This window comes from Mesorhizobium monacense (assembly GCF_056781675.1).
The window spans coordinates 1,399,263-1,414,530 of the sequence record NZ_CM165567.1 but is presented as its reverse complement, the minus strand read 5'-3'; the positions used below and the strand labels follow the sequence as shown (position 1 = coordinate 1,414,530).

The window sequence follows — 15,268 nt, the reverse complement described above, 5'->3', positions numbered from 1 at the left end:
ATCGTGCAGTCCTTGCTATTTTTGGGCTGGTATGGCTGCAGTCTCGCAAGAAATTGCCTCAGGAGACGCAGAGTGCAGCAGAAAATAGCCGACGATTTCGACCGCAAGATTCTGCGTGAACTGCAAGCCGATGCCCGCATCACCAACAACGAGCTTGCCGAGCGGATCGGCCTGTCGCCGTCACCCTGCCTAAGGCGCGTGCGGCGGTTGGAGGAAGCCGGCGTCATCAGAGGCTACACCACGCTGGTCGATCCGGCCGCTTTCGGCTGGACCATGGTCGCCATCGCCACTGTCCGGCTCAGCCGTCAGAACGAGGACGAGATCGTCATGTTCGAGGACGCCATCCGTGGCTGGGAAGAGGTGCTGGAATGCCACCTCGTGACCGGTTCGCGCGACTATGTGCTGAAGGTGGTGACAGGTGGCCTCGAGCAGTACGAGCGTTTCATCAAGGAAAAGATCGCGCGGCTGAAATGCGTCGCCTCGATCGAGACCAGCTTCGTCATGAACACCATAAAGGAACGGCGCCTCTGACACTTGGCCAGAGGCGCCGCTTTAAAGATCAGTATCCTTGCTCAGGCAGGCCTACTTGATCGCCTTGTCGGTGATCGCGGTCGTGTAAGCGCCGCTAGGCTCCTTGGTGATGATCTTCTGGTCGAGCAGCGCCTTGGCGGTGCGCTCATAGGTCGCCGGATCGAGCTTGCCGTCGGCATTGTCGATCAGCTTGGCAACCTCGCCCATCATCCGCTTCTGGTGGTTTTCATCCTGGCCGCCATTGTCCATGACGATGCCGGCCGCCTCGTCGGAATTGTCGACGGCGTATTTCCAGCCCTTCATCGAGGCGCGCACGAAGCGCACCATCTTGTCCTCGAAGGCCGGATCCTTGAGCTTGTCCTCGGAGGCATAGAGCCCGTCCTCGAGCAGGTCGTTGCCCATGGCCGAGTAGTTGAACACGATCAATTGGTCCGGCTTGTAGCCGGCATCGATCAGCTGCCAGTACTCGTTGTAGGTCATGACTGAAATGCAGTCGGCCTGCTTCTGGATCAGCGGCTGCACGTCAAAGCTCTGCTTGAGCACAGTGACACCGTCCGGGCCGCCTTCTGTCTTCAGGCCGAGCTTGTTCATCCAGGCGTAGAACGGATACTCGTTGCCGAAGAACCAGACGCCGAGCGTGTGGCCCTTGAAGTCGGCTTCGGTCTTGATCGGGCCGTCCTTCGGGCAGACCAGCTCCATGCCGGCCTTCTTGAACGGCTGGGCGATGTTGACCAGCGGCACGCCCTTTTCGCGCGCGGCCAGTGCTCCGCCCATCCAGTCGACGATGACGTCTGCGCCGCCGCCGGCGATCACCTGCTCGGGCGCAATATCGGGGCCGCCCGGCTTGATATCGACGTCGAGGCCTTCGGCCTCATAGAAGCCCTTGGCCTTGGCGACGTAGTAGCCGGCGAACTGGGCCTGCGTGACCCATTTCAGCTGCAGCGACACCTTGTCGGCGGCCATCGCCTGGAATGCGGCTAGCGACATCGCGCCGGCCAGAACAGGAATAATCAGTCTTTTCATGTTTTTACCCTCTGAAGTTAGTGCCCTTAAACCCACCGCCCCTATCCACCACGGACAGAGGGATGCCAAAACGTGACGGCTCTCTCGAAAAGAGCGACCACGCCATAAAAGACCGAACCCGCAAGTGCTGCAACTGCGATTTCGGCCCAGACCATGTCGATGTTCATCCGCCCGACCTCGGTCGAAATGCGGAATCCCATGCCGACGACAGGCGTGCCGAAGAACTCCGCGACGATGGCGCCGATCAGCGCCAGCGTCGAGTTGATCTTCAGCGCGTTGAAGATGAAGGGCGCGGCCGCCGGCAGCCGCAGTTTGACCAGCGTCTGCCAGTAGCCCGACGCATAGGTGCGCATCAGGTCGCGCTCCATATGGCCGGAGGCGGCAAGCCCGGCGACCGTGTTCACCAGCATCGGGAAGAAGGTCATGATGATGACGACCGCCGCCTTGGACTGCCAGTCGAAACCGAACCACATCACCATGATGGGGGCGACGCCGATGATCGGCAGCGCCGAGACCATGTTGCCGATCGGCAGCAGGCCACGCCGCAGGAACGGCACGCGGTCGGCCGCGATAGCCGCGATGAAGCCCGCGCCGCTGCCGACGACATAACCGAAGATCACCGCCTTGAAGATGGTTTGCCTGACGTCCGCCCCAAGCACCGGCAGCGAACTGGCAATGCGTGCGCCGATGGCGCTTGGCGGCGGCAACAGGATGAAGGGAATGCCGGCGCCACGCGTGATCGCTTCCCAAAGGATCAGGATCCAGGCGCCGAAGATGGCGGGGATGATCAGGCGAAGTGCCGTCTTCGCCCAATTCGCGACAGGGCGCAGGGAAGACAGCACCGCCACGCAGCGCCAGCCGAGCAGCCAGGCGGCGGCCAGCAACAGGAAATACGGCGCCAATGCCGTGCCTTCGAACCCATTGATGCCCGTGATCAACAGCCAGGCGGCGAGATGCGCGCCGACGAACAGCACCAGAGCTTCAACGATGGCCGGCAGCTTGGTCATCGAGATAAGCGCTGCAATCAGCAGGAGGCCGAACATCAGTCCCTTCGTCACAAGATAGGGATAGTCGAAAGGCGCTTCGGGCTGCGCCAACGCCGCCGCTTCCGGCTTTGTCATCGCGCCGAGTGCGACCGCAATCAGGCACAGCGCGACCGCCAGCACCGCTTGCCAGGAGGGTTTCAGCAAGTTCATGCCGCCCTCCCGCCCATGGCGCGGTCGACGAGGCGGCCGGCAATGCCGACCACCATGACCAGGAGTGCCGCCACCACCGAGCCCGCGACCAGCGCCGACCAGATGTCGATGGACTGGCTGTAATAGGCGCCTGCGAGCAGCTTGGCGCCGATGCCGGCGACCGCACCGGTCGGCAATTCGCCGACAATGGCGCCGACCAGGCTTGCTGCAACCGCCACCTTCATCGAGGTGAACAGGAACGGCACCGAGGCCGGCACACGCAATTTCCAGAAGGTCTGCGCGCGGCTGGCATTGTAGGTGTGCATCAAATCGAGATTCATGAGTTCGGGCGAGCGCAGCCCCTTGACCATGCCGACCGCCACGGGGAAGAACGACAGATAGGTCGAGATCAGCGCCTTGGGGATCAGGCCCGTGATGCCTACCGCCGCCAGCACGACGATGATCATCGGCGCCACCGCCAGGATCGGAATGGTTTGCGAGGCGATGATCCACGGCATCAGGCTGCGCTCGAGCGTTGCCACATGCACGATGCCGACTGCGATAACGATACCGAGCGCAGTGCCGAAGGCGAAGCCGAGCAGCGTCGACGACAACGTTACCCAGGCATTATAGACCAGGCTGCGGTTCGAGGTGACAGGCCGCAGGAAGGTGTTCTCGAAGAAGTTCACCGCCACCTGATGCGGAGCCGGCAGCGTCGGCTTCGGCTGCGACAGCGTCTTGCCGATGAATTCGACGGCGCCTGGCGCCTCGTTGGCGCGCCGGTCGAGATCACGCTGGAACGGCGTGTTGAGGATGACGGCGAAGACATACCAGACGACCACAAGCCCCGCGAGGATCGAGGTCACCGGAACAATCTTGTCGCGAAAGGAATCCATTCCTCAATCCTCGTAGGAATGGCCGGCCCTCAGGCCATCACGCACGCGCGCCGCGATCGCCAAGAATTCCGGCGTCTCGCGTATGTGGAGCGGCCGCTTTTTCGGCAGCGTCGATTCGATGATGTCGCTGACGCGGCCCGGACGCGGCGACATGACGACGATACGTGTCGATAGATACACCGCCTCGGGAATGGAGTGCGTGACGAAGCAGATGGTCTTGTTGGTCCGTTCCCACAATTCCAGCAATTGCTTGTTGAGATGGTCGCGCACAATCTCGTCCAGAGCCCCGAACGGCTCGTCCATCAAAAGCAGGTCGGCATCGAAGGCGAGCGCACGCGCGATCGAGGCGCGCTGCTGCATGCCGCCGGAGAGCTGCCAGGGATATTTCTTCTCGAAGCCGGACAGGTTGACCAGTTCCAGCGTGCGCTCGATGCGCTCGGCCTGCTCCGCCTTGGAAAGGCCAATGATCTCAAGCGGCAGCCCCACGTTCCGCTCGATCGTGCGCCACGGGAAAAGCGCCGCCGCCTGAAAGACATAGCCGTAGGCGCGCTTTTCGCGGGCCTCTTCCGCTGTCATCCCATTGATCGAGATCGTTCCCGCGGTCGGCTTCTCCAGATCGGCAATGACGCGCAACAAGGTCGTCTTGCCGCAGCCGGATGGCCCAATGAAGGAGACGAATTCGCCCTTGCCGATGGTGAGGTCGACATCGGACAGCGCCTGCACCGGACCATCATTGGTCTGGAACGTGAGGCCGAGCTTGCTTGCCGAAACGACGGCTGGCGAAGTCCCTGTCATAGGCCGCAGCCTGCCTCGCCGCATCGCTGCCGCGCTGGCTGGAATCCCGTTGATTTTGTGATTGCGTTGTTTTCCACTCGTCCTGTCCCATCAGATCGACGCCCAGAGTTTCCCCGATGTCGCCTAAACCCACTTGTCATCTTATCCGCCCTGAAAGCTCTTATGAAGGCAAGCAGGGGCTGAGCTACTTCGCCGGCATCGCCGCCGAGACCGTCGGCTCTTCCGGCATCTGCATGCATCTTCTCTCCATGCCGCCCGGCGCCCGCGCCAAGGCGCACATGCATGAAAGCCATGAGACGGCGATCTACGTGCTCTCCGGCGAGGTCCACACCTGGTATGGCGACCGGCTTGAGCAGCAGATACTGGTCAAGGCCGGCGATCTCTTCTACATCCCGGCCGGCGTCCCGCATTTGCCCGCCAATCTGAGCGGCAGCCCGGCTTCGGCGGTCATCGCCCGCACCGATCCCAACGAACAGGAAAGCGTCGTCCTGCTGCCGGAACTGGATGCACTGGTCGCCTGACCCTGAAGGAAGGGATCTCGCCGTCATCGGCACCGGGAGACTTCTCCCATGACGTTGCCGTCCTCGTCGGCGATCACCAGCTTCTTGGCGTTCTTGGGGCTGCGCCTGATGGTGAGCAGTATCGGCGACTGACCTTCCTCGCCTTCCGTCGCGCACATGGATTTGACCACCAGTGACCCATCGGACTGTGCCTTCTTCTCGGTGAAGGTGCAGGCGCTGGCCGCGGTGATGAATTCCTTGGCGGTCAGGAGCAGCATTTCCTCGGCATAGACCTCCTGGCCGTTCTTATTGATGCAGCCGGACTTGTTGCCATAGGGTTTCGACAGGTCGATGCCAACGGCCGAAGCATGGCTGGCCGCCAGAACGACAGCCGTGGCAAGAGCCAGACCAAAACCGCGCATGCCCAACCCCCAGCCCAACATCACGAACACGACTGCAGCGGCCCTAGTTCCTGAAGGCCGGGAATGGTCACGAAAAACCCGTCCGCTCCCTTGTTGGTGACCTCGACGATTTCGACAGTCGTCCCATCCTCACCCTCGGCGGAACAGGTCGAACTGAGCGATTGCGTGCCGGGCGCCGAGATCAATTGCTGCGCGAACCGGCAGCCGCTGCCATAGGTCTCGATGCCTTCGGCGGTCAGCACTATGTAGTCATCGCCGTCTTGATAGCCGGCCTTTACGCCGGCACAACCGGCATCATTGGCCCAGGAGCCGGCCAGCACGCCTGCCGCTGTTGCCGGACAAGCGATGACGGTCGCCACGACCAACGAGATGAGCGTTGCCGGGTTCGCCAAGCTCAAACTCCGGTCGCCGGGATGCCCGTGCGTTCCACCTTGCGGGGCGCGGTGATGTCCTTCCACGTCGACAGCGCCCGGTTGACCGCAGCGTTCGGCTCCCGGGCGACGAACTCGCCATGGCCGGGCTTGGCCTTGACCTCGGCTTCCTCGATCGACAGCTCGCCGCGCGAGAACACGAAGCGCGGCAGGCCGGTCACCTCGAAACCTTCAAAGACGTTGTAGTCGATCACCGACTGCTGCTTCTTCGAGGTGATCTTCTTCTTGCGCTTCGGGTCCCAGACCACGATGTCGGCATCCGCCCCTTCGACGATGGCGCCCTTCTTCGGATACATGTTGAGGATCTTGGCGATGTTGGTCGAGGTCACCGCGACGAACTCGTTCATCGTCAGCCGTCCGGTGTTGACGCCGGTGGTCCACAGCATCGGCAAGCGATCCTCGAGGCCGCCGGTACCGTTCGGGATCTTGGTGAAATCGCCGACGCCATTGCGTTTCTGCTTGGTGGTGAAGGCGCAATGGTCGGTCGCCACCACCTGCAGCGATCCGGCCTGCAGGCCGGCCCACAGCGAATCCTGGTGCAATTTGTTGCGAAAGGGCGGGCTCATCACGCGGCGCGCCGCATGGTCCCAGTCCTTGTTGAAATATTCGCTCTCGTCGAGCGTCAGGTGCTGGATCAGCGGCTCGCCGAAGACGCGCATGCCCTTCTGCCGCGCGCGACGGATGGCCTCATGCGCCTGTTCGCAGGAAACATGCACGACATAGAGCGGCACGCCGGCCATGTCGGCGATCATGATGGCGCGGTTGGTCGCCTCGCCTTCCACTTCCGGCGGGCGCGAATAGGCATGCCCCTCGGGACCATTGTTGCCGGCGGCGAGCAGCTTCTGCGAAAGGGCCGCGACCACGTCACCGTTCTCGGCATGGACCAGCGGCAGCGCGCCGAGGTCGGCGCAGCGCTGGAACGACGCATACATCTCGTCGTCGTCGACCATCAGCGCGCCCTTGTAGGCCATGAAATGCTTGAACGAGGTGATGCCCTTGTCGACGACCGTGGCCATCTCGTCGAACACCTGCTTGCCCCACCAGGTGATCGCCATGTGGAAGGAATAGTCGCAGGACGCCTTCGACGTCTTGTTGTCCCACATCTGCAAGGCTTCGAGCAGCGACTGCTTCGGCGACGGCAGGCAGAAATCGACCACCATCGTCGTGCCGCCGGAGAGGGCCGCGCGGGTGCCGGACTCGAAATCGTCGGCCGAATAAGTGCCCATGAACGGCATTTCGAGATGGGTGTGCGGATCGATGCCGCCCGGCATCACATAGCAGCCGGTGGCGTCGAACTCGTGGTCGCCATGCAGGTCCGGTCCGATGGCGATGATCTTGCCGTGCTTGAACAGCACGTCGGCCTTCCAGGTGCGGTCAGCGGTAACGACGGTGCCGTTCTTGATGACTTTCGACATTCTCTTGTTCCCCTGTTCTTCCACCTTATAGCCAGGCTTTTGCAGCGTCATCTGGCTCCATAAGGATTTGCGGCCATGAACTCGGCTCTATGTTCGTTCACCGCTTCGACCTTCCGATCGAAACCTTCCAAAGCCCCGTTCAAACGAAACCAAAGATCGGGACGCGTCGCCCAGAACGGGGCAGCAATTTTTTGACACATCGAAATCAAATCCCCGTCATAGAAATTACCATGCACCAGTGGATCCATTTCAATCAGGTCAATTGCTTTCTCGACGAGAAATTCCAGTCCGATCTTTTGGCCGATGAGGAGCCGCAACTGTTCGGTCGAAAGTTGCCCCAAAGGTGTGTCGAGCGCGGCCTCACATCTTTCCACCAGCGACGAAGGATAGGACGATTTCGGGCGGGACCAACCTATCAGGACCCTTAGCGTTCGGTCCTCGTCAAGGTTGCGCCGCGGCTTCACGCCACGATCCCCGCCGTCTCCACAACTGCGTGGAACAGCACGTCGGCGCCGGCCGCTGCCCATTCCTTGGAGATCTCCTCGGCCTCGTTATGGCTGAGGCCGTCGACGCAGGGGCACATCACCATTGCGGTGGGCGCGACGCGGTTGATCCAGCAGGCGTCGTGGCCGGCACCGGAGACGATGTTGCGATGCGTGTAACCCAGCCGCTCGGCGGCATCACGGATCGCCTTGACGCAGTTACTGTCGAAGGTGACCGGGTCGAAATGGCCGACCTGCTCGATTTGATATTTGATGTCGAGCGCATCGCAGATCGTGTCGATGCCCTCGCGGATGCGGGCGTCCATCGTGTCCAGCACCTCTTTTTCCGGTGAACGGATGTCGATGGTGAAGACGGTGCGCCCGGCAATGATGTTGCGCGAGTTCGGATAAACCTGCATGTGGCCAACCGCGCCGACGGCGTCCGGCTGGTAGTCCATGGCGATCTCATGCACCAGTTCGATCACGCGCGCCATGCCGAGCCCGGCATTGCGGCGCTTCGGCATCGGCGTCGAGCCGGTATGCGCCTCCTTGCCGGTCAGCGTCACCTGCAGCCATTTCAGGCCTTGGCCATGGGTGACGACGCCAATGTCGATGCCCTCGTCCTCGAGGATCGGCCCCTGCTCGATATGCAGTTCGAAGAAGGCGTGGATCTTGCGCTCGCCGACCTTTTCGGTGCCTTTCCAGCCGATGCGCTCGAGCTCTTCGCCGAACTTCTTGCCGTCCTTGTCGACATGTTCGTAGACGTCGGCCTGGTCGAGCACGCCGGCGAAGACACCAGACGCCATCATCGCCGGGGCGAAGCGCGCGCCTTCTTCGTTGGTCCAATTGGTGACGACGATCGGGTGTTTGGTCTTGATGCCGAGATCGTTGAGCGAGCGCACGACTTCGAGTCCGCCGAGCACGCCGAGCACGCCGTCATATTTGCCGCCGGTCGGCTGGGTGTCGAGATGGCTGCCGACATAGACCGGCGGCAGGCTTGGGTCGGTGCCTTCGCGGCGGGCAAACATGGTGCCCATCGCGTCGAGGCCAATTTCGAGCCCGGCCGCCTCGCACCAGCGCTTGAACAGATGCCGGCCCTCGCCGTCCTCGTCGGTCACGGTCTGGCGATTGTTGCCGCCGGCAATGCCGGGGCCAATCTTCGCCATCTCCATGATGGAATCCCACAAACGATCTGAATTCACTCGCAGATTCTCGCCGGGGGCGGCCATTCAAAGTCCTCTCATTTGATTACCCGGTCGGCCGGCGGTTCCCGACGCCGACCGACCGGACAAGGCAAGTTTAGTCTATCGACCTCAGCACGTCCCGCACATGGTCGATCAGTTCGTTGATCTGGCCCTTGGTGATGATCAGCGGCGGCGACAGCGCGATGATGTCGCCGGTGGTGCGGATCAGCGCGCCGCGCTCAAATGCCTTGACGAAGGCCGAGAAGGCCCGCTTGGTCGGCTGTCCGGCGATCGGCGCCAGTTCGATCGCGCCGATCAGGCCGATGTTTCTGATATCGATGACGTTCGGCTCACCCTTCAGCGAGTGCAGCGCGTCTTCCCAATAGGGCGCCAGTTCCTCGCCGCGGGTCAAAAGCCCCTCTTCCTTGTAGGTGTCGAGCGTACCCAAGGCCGCCGCACAGGCGATCGGATTGCCTGAATAGGTGTAGCCATGAAAGAACTCGATCATATGGTCGGGGCCGGTCATGAAGGCGTCGTGGATCTCCTTCTTCACGAACACCGCACCCATCGGGATGACGCCGTTGGAGACACCCTTGGCCGTCGTCATGATGTCGGGCGTGACGCCGAAATAGTCGGCGGCGAATGGCGCGCCGAGGCGGCCGAAACCGGTGATGACCTCGTCGAAGATCAACAGGATGCCGTGCTTGGTGCAGATCTCGCGCAGCTTCTGCAGATAGCCCTTCGGCGGCAGGATGACGCCGGTGGAACCGGCGACCGGCTCGACGATGACGGCCGCGATGGTCGAGGCGTCATGCAGGGCGACGATGCGCTCCAGCTCGTTGGCGAGTTCCGCGCCATGCTCCGGCACGCCCTTGGAGAACGCATTCTTCTCCGGCAGATGCGTGTGCGGCATGTGGTCGACGCCGCCGAGCAGCGTGCCGAACATCTTGCGATTGGTGACGATGCCGCCGACCGAAATGCCGCCGAAATTGACGCCGTGATAGCCGCGCTCGCGGCCGATCAGCCGGGTGCGCGCGCCCTCGCCCTTGGCACGATGGTAGGCGATCGCCATCTTCAGCGCGGTGTCGACCGATTCCGAGCCGGAATTGGTGAAGAAGACATGGTCCATACCCTTCGGCGCGATGTCGACCAGCCGATTCGCCAGTTCGAACACGATCGGATGGCCCATCTGGAAGGCCGGCGCATAGTCGAGCTCGGCCGCCTGGTGCTGGATCGCCTCGGTGATCTTCGGACGGCAATGGCCGGCATTGACGCACCAGAGACCGGCGGTGCCGTCGAGCACCTTGCGTCCATCGCTGGTCGTGTAATGCATGTCCTTGGCGGACACGAACATGCGTGGGGCCTGCTTGAACTGTCGGTTTGCCGTGAACGGCATCCAGAATGCGCTGAGATCGTTCGGCGTGACTTTCAGCCGGTTGGACATGACCAAGACTTCCCCTTGTAACCTGTTTCGGTGCGGCTAACGCTTGGTCTTCCCAACACTTGGTCTTCGCGACGTTTTCGTGCTACGCAAATTTTGACCGATTGGACAAACGTTAGCACCGCCATGTCGGCGGTCAAGGGACTACTAGCGGAAATGCGGTATCGGAAGCGCGCTCCACAGGCCGGGGAAAAACTGGTCCAGAGAATTGGTCCAGATGGCTCCCGCGACGAAGGTTTGCGGGGGTGACGGACGCCATGGAAGGCTCTGCCCCTCGCCGCACCCGCATCCAGCAGGAAAAGCGCGAGCTGATCCTGGAAGCCGCGCTCGAAGTCTTCTCCACCAACGGGTTTCGCGGCTCGACCATCGACCAGATCGCCGAAGCCGCCGGCATGTCGAAACCGAACCTGCTCTACTATTTCCGCCGCAAGGAGGATATTCACGAAACGCTGATGGAGCGGCTGCTCGCGACCTGGCTGGCCCCGCTGCGCGAACTCGACGACATCGGCGATCCCTTGACCGAACTGCGCAGCTACATCCGGCGCAAGCTCGAAATGGCGCGCGACTTCCCGCGCGAGAGCCGTCTGTTCGCCAACGAGATCCTGCAAGGCGCGCCACGCATCATGCCGCTGCTGGAAGGCGAACTGAAGACGCTGGTCGACGAGAAGGCGGCCATCATCAAGGGCTGGATGCGCGCCGGCAAGATTGTCCGCACCGATCCTTGGCACCTGATCTTCTCGATCTGGGCGACGACGCAGCATTATGCCGATTTCGATGTCCAGGTCCGTGCCGTGCTCGGCGCCGACCGCGGCGGCGACGGCCGCTTCGAGGACGCCGCGAGGTTCCTGGAGCAATTGTTCATCGAAGGGCTGAAGCCGAAAGGCTAGCCTCGGGTAGAAATCAGGCGCTGCGCCGCTCGGCCGGCAGTGCATTCAGCAATGTCTGCAGCTTGGCGATCGAGTTCTGCTCGGCGAGCGGCGTGTAGACGATCAGCCGCATATCCGAGCCGTCATCGATCGAAAGGCTCATATGCTCGAAGGCCATCGCGCCGGCGCTCGGGTGCCGGACATGCTTCACCCCCGACAATTTGCGCGCCACATCGCGCTGCGGCCACCATGCCCAGAATTCCGGACTTGAGCGTGTCATCAACTCGATCAGCCGTTCGAAATCCGGATCGCCAACATATTTCGCGCTCTCGGCCCGGAACGAGGCAAGCACTGAGCGCGCCAGTTGCTCCCAATCGACAAGCAGGTGGCGGTGGTGCGGGTTGGTGAAGACCATATGGACGATGTTGCGGGCATCGCCCTCCAGCAAGCCATAGTCGCCGAACACGGCGACGGCCGCCGGGTTCCAGGCCAGCACGTCCCAGCGCCGCCCGACGACATAGGCAGGTTGCAAGACAAGGCTTTGCAGCATGTGCAACAAAGGGCCGTCCACCCTTTCGGGCACCACGGCACGACGCTCCGGCTGCTGGCGGCCCGCAAGAATGAACAAGTGCCGCTTTTCGGCGGCATCGAGCCGTAGCGCCTCGCACAACGCCGCCAGCACCTCGACGGAAGGACGCACGTCCCTGCCCTGCTCCAGCCAGGTGTACCAGGTCGTGCCAACGCCAGCGATCATCGCCACCTCTTCGCGCCGCAGGCCGGGCGTGCGCCGTCGCGCGCCTGCCGCGATACCGGTGGCCGAAGGCGAAAGTCGTTCGCGGCGCGAACGCAGGAAGGCGCCAAGCTCGCGCCGGCGGCTGTCATCGGGAGAGTGGGCGGGAGCATCCATAAGTCCAGTATAGCAGTATCGATACCAGGATAAAGTTTGAACTGTTTGCGCGGCGCCCGGTGCCCCATCTTGCGTTCAGAGCAAAATATGGAGGCTCTGAATATGGACCTGAAAGACAAGACCGTTCTCATCACCGGTTCGACCGACGGTGTCGGTCGCGTCGTCGCGGAGAGGCTGGGCGCTGCGGGCGCACGAGTTCTGGTGCATGGCCGAGATGCGGCGCGCGGCAAGGCGGTGGTCGCCGCGATCGAAGCCGCCGGCGGCAAGGCCGAGTTCCTCGTTGCCGACCTCGCCTCGCTGGCCGAGGTCCGCCGCCTCGCTGAAGCCGTGCGCGCCAGGACCGACCGGCTCGACATCCTCATCAACAATGCCGGCATCGGCACCGCCGCCCAGGGCGCGAAGCGGCAGGTCAGCGCCGATGGCTACGAACTGCGCTTTGCCGTCAACTATCTCGCCGGCTTCCTGTTGACCACAGAGCTGCTGCCGCTGCTTGAGGCCAGCGCGCCTTCGCGCATCGTCAACGTCGCCTCAGCCGGCCAGCAGGCGATCGATTTCAGCGATGTCATGCTGACCCGCACCTATGACGGCGTGCGCGCCTACTGCCAGAGCAAGCTGGCGCAGATCCTGTTCACCATCGGTCTGGCCGAAGAGTTGAAAGGCACCGGCGTCACCGTCAACGCCCTGCACCCGGCGAGCTACATGGACACGACCATGGTCCAGCAGGCCGGCGTCACACCGTGGAGTTCGGTCGAGCAAGGCGCGGACGCCATCCTCAACCAGGCGACGTCGCCTGATCTCGAAGGCAGAAGCGGCCTCTATTTCGACGGTCTGCGGGAATCCCGCGCCGATGCGCAAGGCTATGACGCCGAGGCAAGACAGCAATTGCGGGAACTGAGCCTCGATCTTGTCGGCCTCGCTTCCACCACTTCGAAGGAAAAGCATTCATGAGCGAGAAGAATGAACGTGTCGTGATCATCGGCGGCTCTTCCGGCATCGGCCTCGCCACGGCGCAGAAGCTGCTTGGCCCGAACATGAGGGTGACCATCACGGGGCGCAACCAGGAAAGGCTCAACAGCGCCTGGCAAAGCCTTGGCGGCGCTGTCGACAAGGCTGCCTTCGATGCCGGCCAACCGGACAAGGTTGGTCAATTCTTCGAAGCCCTCGGACCCTTCGATCATCTTGTCCTGGCCGCCAGCGGCGGCAAGGGAATTGGTCCGTTCGAAACGCTCGACCTTGCTGACATCGGCGGCGGCGTCGACGAGAAAGTCCGGCCGCAGCTCTCTTGCCTGCAGGCGGCCTTGCCAACCCTGAACAAGAACGGCTCGGTCACCTTCATCTCGGCGGTGTCGGCACAACTGGCGGCACCGGGCGTTGCCGGCATCGATGCGGTGAACGGCATGTTGCTGACCGTGGTGCCGATCCTGGCGGTGGAGCTCAAGCCGCTGCGCGTCAATGTCGTGGCGCCGGGCGTCATCGATACGCCCTGGTGGCATTTCCTGCCTGATGAGCAGCGGCAGGCGGTGTTCACCGAGTATGCCGGGAAAACGCCGGTCGGACGGATCGGTCGCGCCGAGGATGTCGCCGACGCTATCGCCTTCCTCGTCTCCAACGGCTTCGTCACCGGCCAGGTCCTGACCTGCGACGGAGGCCTGCGATATGCCGCGTGAGCGGCACGGCGAGGATGCCTTCCTGAGAGCGGGGGCTCAGTTGGACGTCAGGCCTGGCCAGAAGGCCAGCGCCATCAGGCCCGCCACGATCGTATACCAGATCGCCGTGTGAAGCGCCTTCATGACCGGCCGCCCGGCTTCGCGCGCACGGTTCGGACGTTGGGGATCATACATCACCTCGACCGCCGCCCCGACCGAACCGGTTGCGTCATTGACCGGCAGGTTCGAGTCGAAGCGCCAGATGCGCCCCTGACGATCGGTGAACTCGATGGTCGGGGTGTTGGGCGCGTCGTCCGAAATGTCGATCTTCACCACCTTGCCTGTCGCATAGGCACGGCGGCGGCGCAGCACCAGATCGCCATAGGTGTGGGGGACGACGAGCACGAGGACAAAGACGCCGCACAGGAAGCACCAGATCTGCATGTCGGTGGGGAAATAGCCGAATGCTTCGGCGATCGCCCGAAACGGCGACAGCGCGTGGTGGAAGGCCTGCGAAACGCTCCCCCAAAAGCTGTTCCAGCTTTGCTCCATAAAGGCTCCGACAAGCGATACTGCGCCAATCCTATCAGGCATTCGCGACGAAGCGATTAATGCGGGCGACGAATGACCCGTCTGCGCCGCCAACTTGTCAAAGCGGCTGCGCCATCAGCGACAGGAAGCCGCCGGTCAGGGCGACATTGGCGATAAAGCCGTTGATGCGAGCCGCTCGCTCGGGTCCCTGATGATCCCAGAAATTGTCGAACATGGTCGTCGCGACGATCAGGAACAGGATCAGGCCTGCGGCAGCAAGTGCGGACCAGATGCCCGCCACAATGAGGCCGCCGGCGACGATCTGCAGTGCAATGCCGAGCCAAAGCGCCAGCCCCGCCTGCGGCACGCCGCGCGCTGTCATCAGCTGGGTCAGGAAGGCCGCGTTCACGACGTTGCGCAGGCCGGCAAAGACGAAGGCGCCGCCAAGCAACAGGCGGGCGGCAACCAGAATCTCATTCTGAAAACTTGCGAGCATGGTGCTTGTCCCCAAACGAAAAAAGGCGCGCGGACCTGCCTCTGCAGGCCCGCGCGCCGGCTCGGCCTTAGGCGGCTTTCGCCGCCGGCATCGGGTGAATGGCCTGGAACGGCACGCAAAGCCGGTTCCAGGTGTTGATCATGCCGATCGCGATGGACAGCTTGACCAGTTCCTCTTCGGAGAAATGCTCGAGTGTCCTTGCATAGAGGCCGTCCGAGACACCGGTGTCGGCGATCTTGGTCACCGCTTCGGTCCAGGCGAAGGCGGCGTGTTCGCGCTCGGAAAACAGCGGCGATTCCTTCCAGGCCGAAACCAGATAGAGCCGCTGCTCGGTCTCGCCGTCGCGCCTGGCCTCGCGGCTGTGCATCTCGACGCAATAGGAACAGCCATTGATCTGCGATGCCCTGAGCTTGATCAGGTGCAGCAGGCTTTCCTCGAGCCCACACTCGTCGACCGCCTTGTTGAGCGCCGACACCGCCTTCATGATCTCCGGCGCCTTGGTGAAGAACTGCAGCCTCTGTTTCATC

Annotated in this window: 19 protein-coding genes; 5 read left to right on the top strand and 14 right to left on the bottom strand. The window is 62.7% G+C overall.

Annotated elements, in window-relative coordinates; translation table 11 throughout:
- The first annotated feature begins 72 nt into the window (after positions 1-72).
- Positions 73-531, top strand: a complete 459-nt coding sequence (locus AC1RUK_RS06500) for an Lrp/AsnC family transcriptional regulator (protein WP_436172526.1) — start codon at positions 73-75, stop codon at positions 529-531.
- A gap of 51 nt (positions 532-582) precedes the next feature.
- Here AC1RUK_RS06500 and AC1RUK_RS06495 read toward each other — a convergent pair whose 3' ends face one another.
- From AC1RUK_RS06495 to AC1RUK_RS06480, 4 genes are read right to left on the bottom strand one after another with little or no spacing between them, the layout of a single operon-like run.
- Complete coding sequence (locus AC1RUK_RS06495; RefSeq protein WP_481836290.1) at positions 583-1,554, bottom strand: ABC transporter substrate-binding protein; 972 nt, start codon at positions 1,552-1,554, stop codon at positions 583-585.
- Positions 1,555-1,595: 41 nt separating this feature from the next.
- Positions 1,596-2,750 carry an ABC transporter permease gene (locus tag AC1RUK_RS06490; protein WP_481836291.1) on the bottom strand — a complete coding sequence of 385 codons (1,155 nt, stop codon included), beginning with the start codon at positions 2,748-2,750 and terminating at the stop codon, positions 1,596-1,598.
- Positions 2,747-3,625, bottom strand: coding sequence for an ABC transporter permease (locus AC1RUK_RS06485; protein ID WP_481836292.1), 879 nt, complete (start codon positions 3,623-3,625; stop codon positions 2,747-2,749). The genes AC1RUK_RS06490 and AC1RUK_RS06485 overlap by 4 nt, the downstream gene beginning before the upstream one ends.
- 3 nt (positions 3,626-3,628) lie before the next feature.
- Entirely contained in the window at positions 3,629-4,420 is a 792-nt protein-coding gene (locus AC1RUK_RS06480) for an ABC transporter ATP-binding protein (protein ID WP_481836293.1), read from the bottom strand.
- A 116-nt stretch (positions 4,421-4,536) separates the two neighbouring features.
- Here AC1RUK_RS06480 and AC1RUK_RS06475 point away from each other — a divergent pair, with 116 nt between their 5' ends.
- Positions 4,537-4,941, top strand: coding sequence for a cupin domain-containing protein (locus AC1RUK_RS06475; protein ID WP_436172530.1), 405 nt, complete (start codon positions 4,537-4,539; stop codon positions 4,939-4,941).
- A 23-nt stretch (positions 4,942-4,964) separates the two neighbouring features.
- Here the strand turns inward: AC1RUK_RS06475 and AC1RUK_RS06470 are convergent, their stop codons facing one another.
- From AC1RUK_RS06470 to aptA, 6 genes are all read right to left on the bottom strand, one after another.
- The gene (locus AC1RUK_RS06470) at positions 4,965-5,342 is read right to left on the bottom strand and encodes a hypothetical protein (protein ID WP_481836294.1); all 378 of its coding nucleotides are present in this window, start codon (positions 5,340-5,342) and stop codon (positions 4,965-4,967) included.
- A gap of 20 nt (positions 5,343-5,362) precedes the next feature.
- A complete protein-coding gene (locus AC1RUK_RS06465) occupies positions 5,363-5,734 on the bottom strand; it encodes a hypothetical protein (protein ID WP_481836295.1) in 372 nt (123 codons plus the stop codon).
- A gap of 2 nt (positions 5,735-5,736) precedes the next feature.
- The gene (hydA, locus tag AC1RUK_RS06460) at positions 5,737-7,188 is read right to left on the bottom strand and encodes a dihydropyrimidinase (protein WP_481836296.1); all 1,452 of its coding nucleotides are present in this window, start codon (positions 7,186-7,188) and stop codon (positions 5,737-5,739) included.
- A gap of 47 nt (positions 7,189-7,235) precedes the next feature.
- A complete protein-coding gene (locus AC1RUK_RS06455; protein WP_481836297.1) occupies positions 7,236-7,652 on the bottom strand; it encodes a contact-dependent growth inhibition system immunity protein in 417 nt (138 codons plus the stop codon).
- Positions 7,649-8,899, bottom strand: a complete 1,251-nt coding sequence (locus tag AC1RUK_RS06450; protein ID WP_481836298.1) for a Zn-dependent hydrolase — start codon at positions 8,897-8,899, stop codon at positions 7,649-7,651. The genes AC1RUK_RS06455 and AC1RUK_RS06450 overlap by 4 nt, the downstream gene beginning before the upstream one ends.
- Positions 8,900-8,969: 70 nt before the next feature.
- On the bottom strand, positions 8,970-10,298 hold the full coding sequence (gene aptA, locus AC1RUK_RS06445) for an omega-aminotransferase AptA (protein ID WP_481836299.1): 1,329 nt from the start codon (positions 10,296-10,298) through the stop codon (positions 8,970-8,972).
- Between the two features lie 254 nt (positions 10,299-10,552).
- Between aptA and AC1RUK_RS06440 the strand changes: the two genes are divergently transcribed.
- A complete protein-coding gene (locus tag AC1RUK_RS06440) occupies positions 10,553-11,182 on the top strand; it encodes a TetR family transcriptional regulator C-terminal domain-containing protein (protein ID WP_404275405.1) in 630 nt (209 codons plus the stop codon).
- 13 nt (positions 11,183-11,195) lie between these two features.
- Here the strand turns inward: AC1RUK_RS06440 and AC1RUK_RS06435 are convergent, their stop codons facing one another.
- Complete coding sequence (locus AC1RUK_RS06435) at positions 11,196-12,068, bottom strand: helix-turn-helix transcriptional regulator (protein ID WP_481836300.1); 873 nt, start codon at positions 12,066-12,068, stop codon at positions 11,196-11,198.
- 102 nt (positions 12,069-12,170) lie between these two features.
- On the opposite strand from AC1RUK_RS06435, the gene AC1RUK_RS06430 reads away from it, so the two are divergent.
- Both AC1RUK_RS06430 and AC1RUK_RS06425 read left to right on the top strand, forming a co-directional pair.
- Positions 12,171-13,016, top strand: coding sequence for an SDR family oxidoreductase (locus tag AC1RUK_RS06430; protein ID WP_481836301.1), 846 nt, complete (start codon positions 12,171-12,173; stop codon positions 13,014-13,016).
- Positions 13,013-13,735: an SDR family oxidoreductase gene (locus tag AC1RUK_RS06425; RefSeq protein WP_481836302.1), complete on the top strand. Its 723-nt coding sequence runs from the start codon at positions 13,013-13,015 to the stop codon at positions 13,733-13,735. Before AC1RUK_RS06430 ends, AC1RUK_RS06425 begins: the two co-directional genes overlap by 4 nt.
- Positions 13,736-13,771: 36 nt before the next feature.
- On the opposite strand, the gene AC1RUK_RS06420 is transcribed toward AC1RUK_RS06425, so the two are convergent.
- From AC1RUK_RS06420 to AC1RUK_RS06410, 3 genes are all read right to left on the bottom strand, one after another.
- Positions 13,772-14,266: a DUF3592 domain-containing protein gene (locus AC1RUK_RS06420; RefSeq protein WP_481836303.1), complete on the bottom strand. Its 495-nt coding sequence runs from the start codon at positions 14,264-14,266 to the stop codon at positions 13,772-13,774.
- Positions 14,267-14,363: 97 nt separating this feature from the next.
- Positions 14,364-14,741, bottom strand: a complete 378-nt coding sequence (locus AC1RUK_RS06415; protein ID WP_481836304.1) for a DoxX family protein — start codon at positions 14,739-14,741, stop codon at positions 14,364-14,366.
- A 67-nt stretch (positions 14,742-14,808) separates the two neighbouring features.
- The gene (locus tag AC1RUK_RS06410; RefSeq protein WP_481836305.1) at positions 14,809-15,267 is read right to left on the bottom strand and encodes a carboxymuconolactone decarboxylase family protein; all 459 of its coding nucleotides are present in this window, start codon (positions 15,265-15,267) and stop codon (positions 14,809-14,811) included.
- Between the last annotated feature and the right edge of the window lies 1 nt (position 15,268).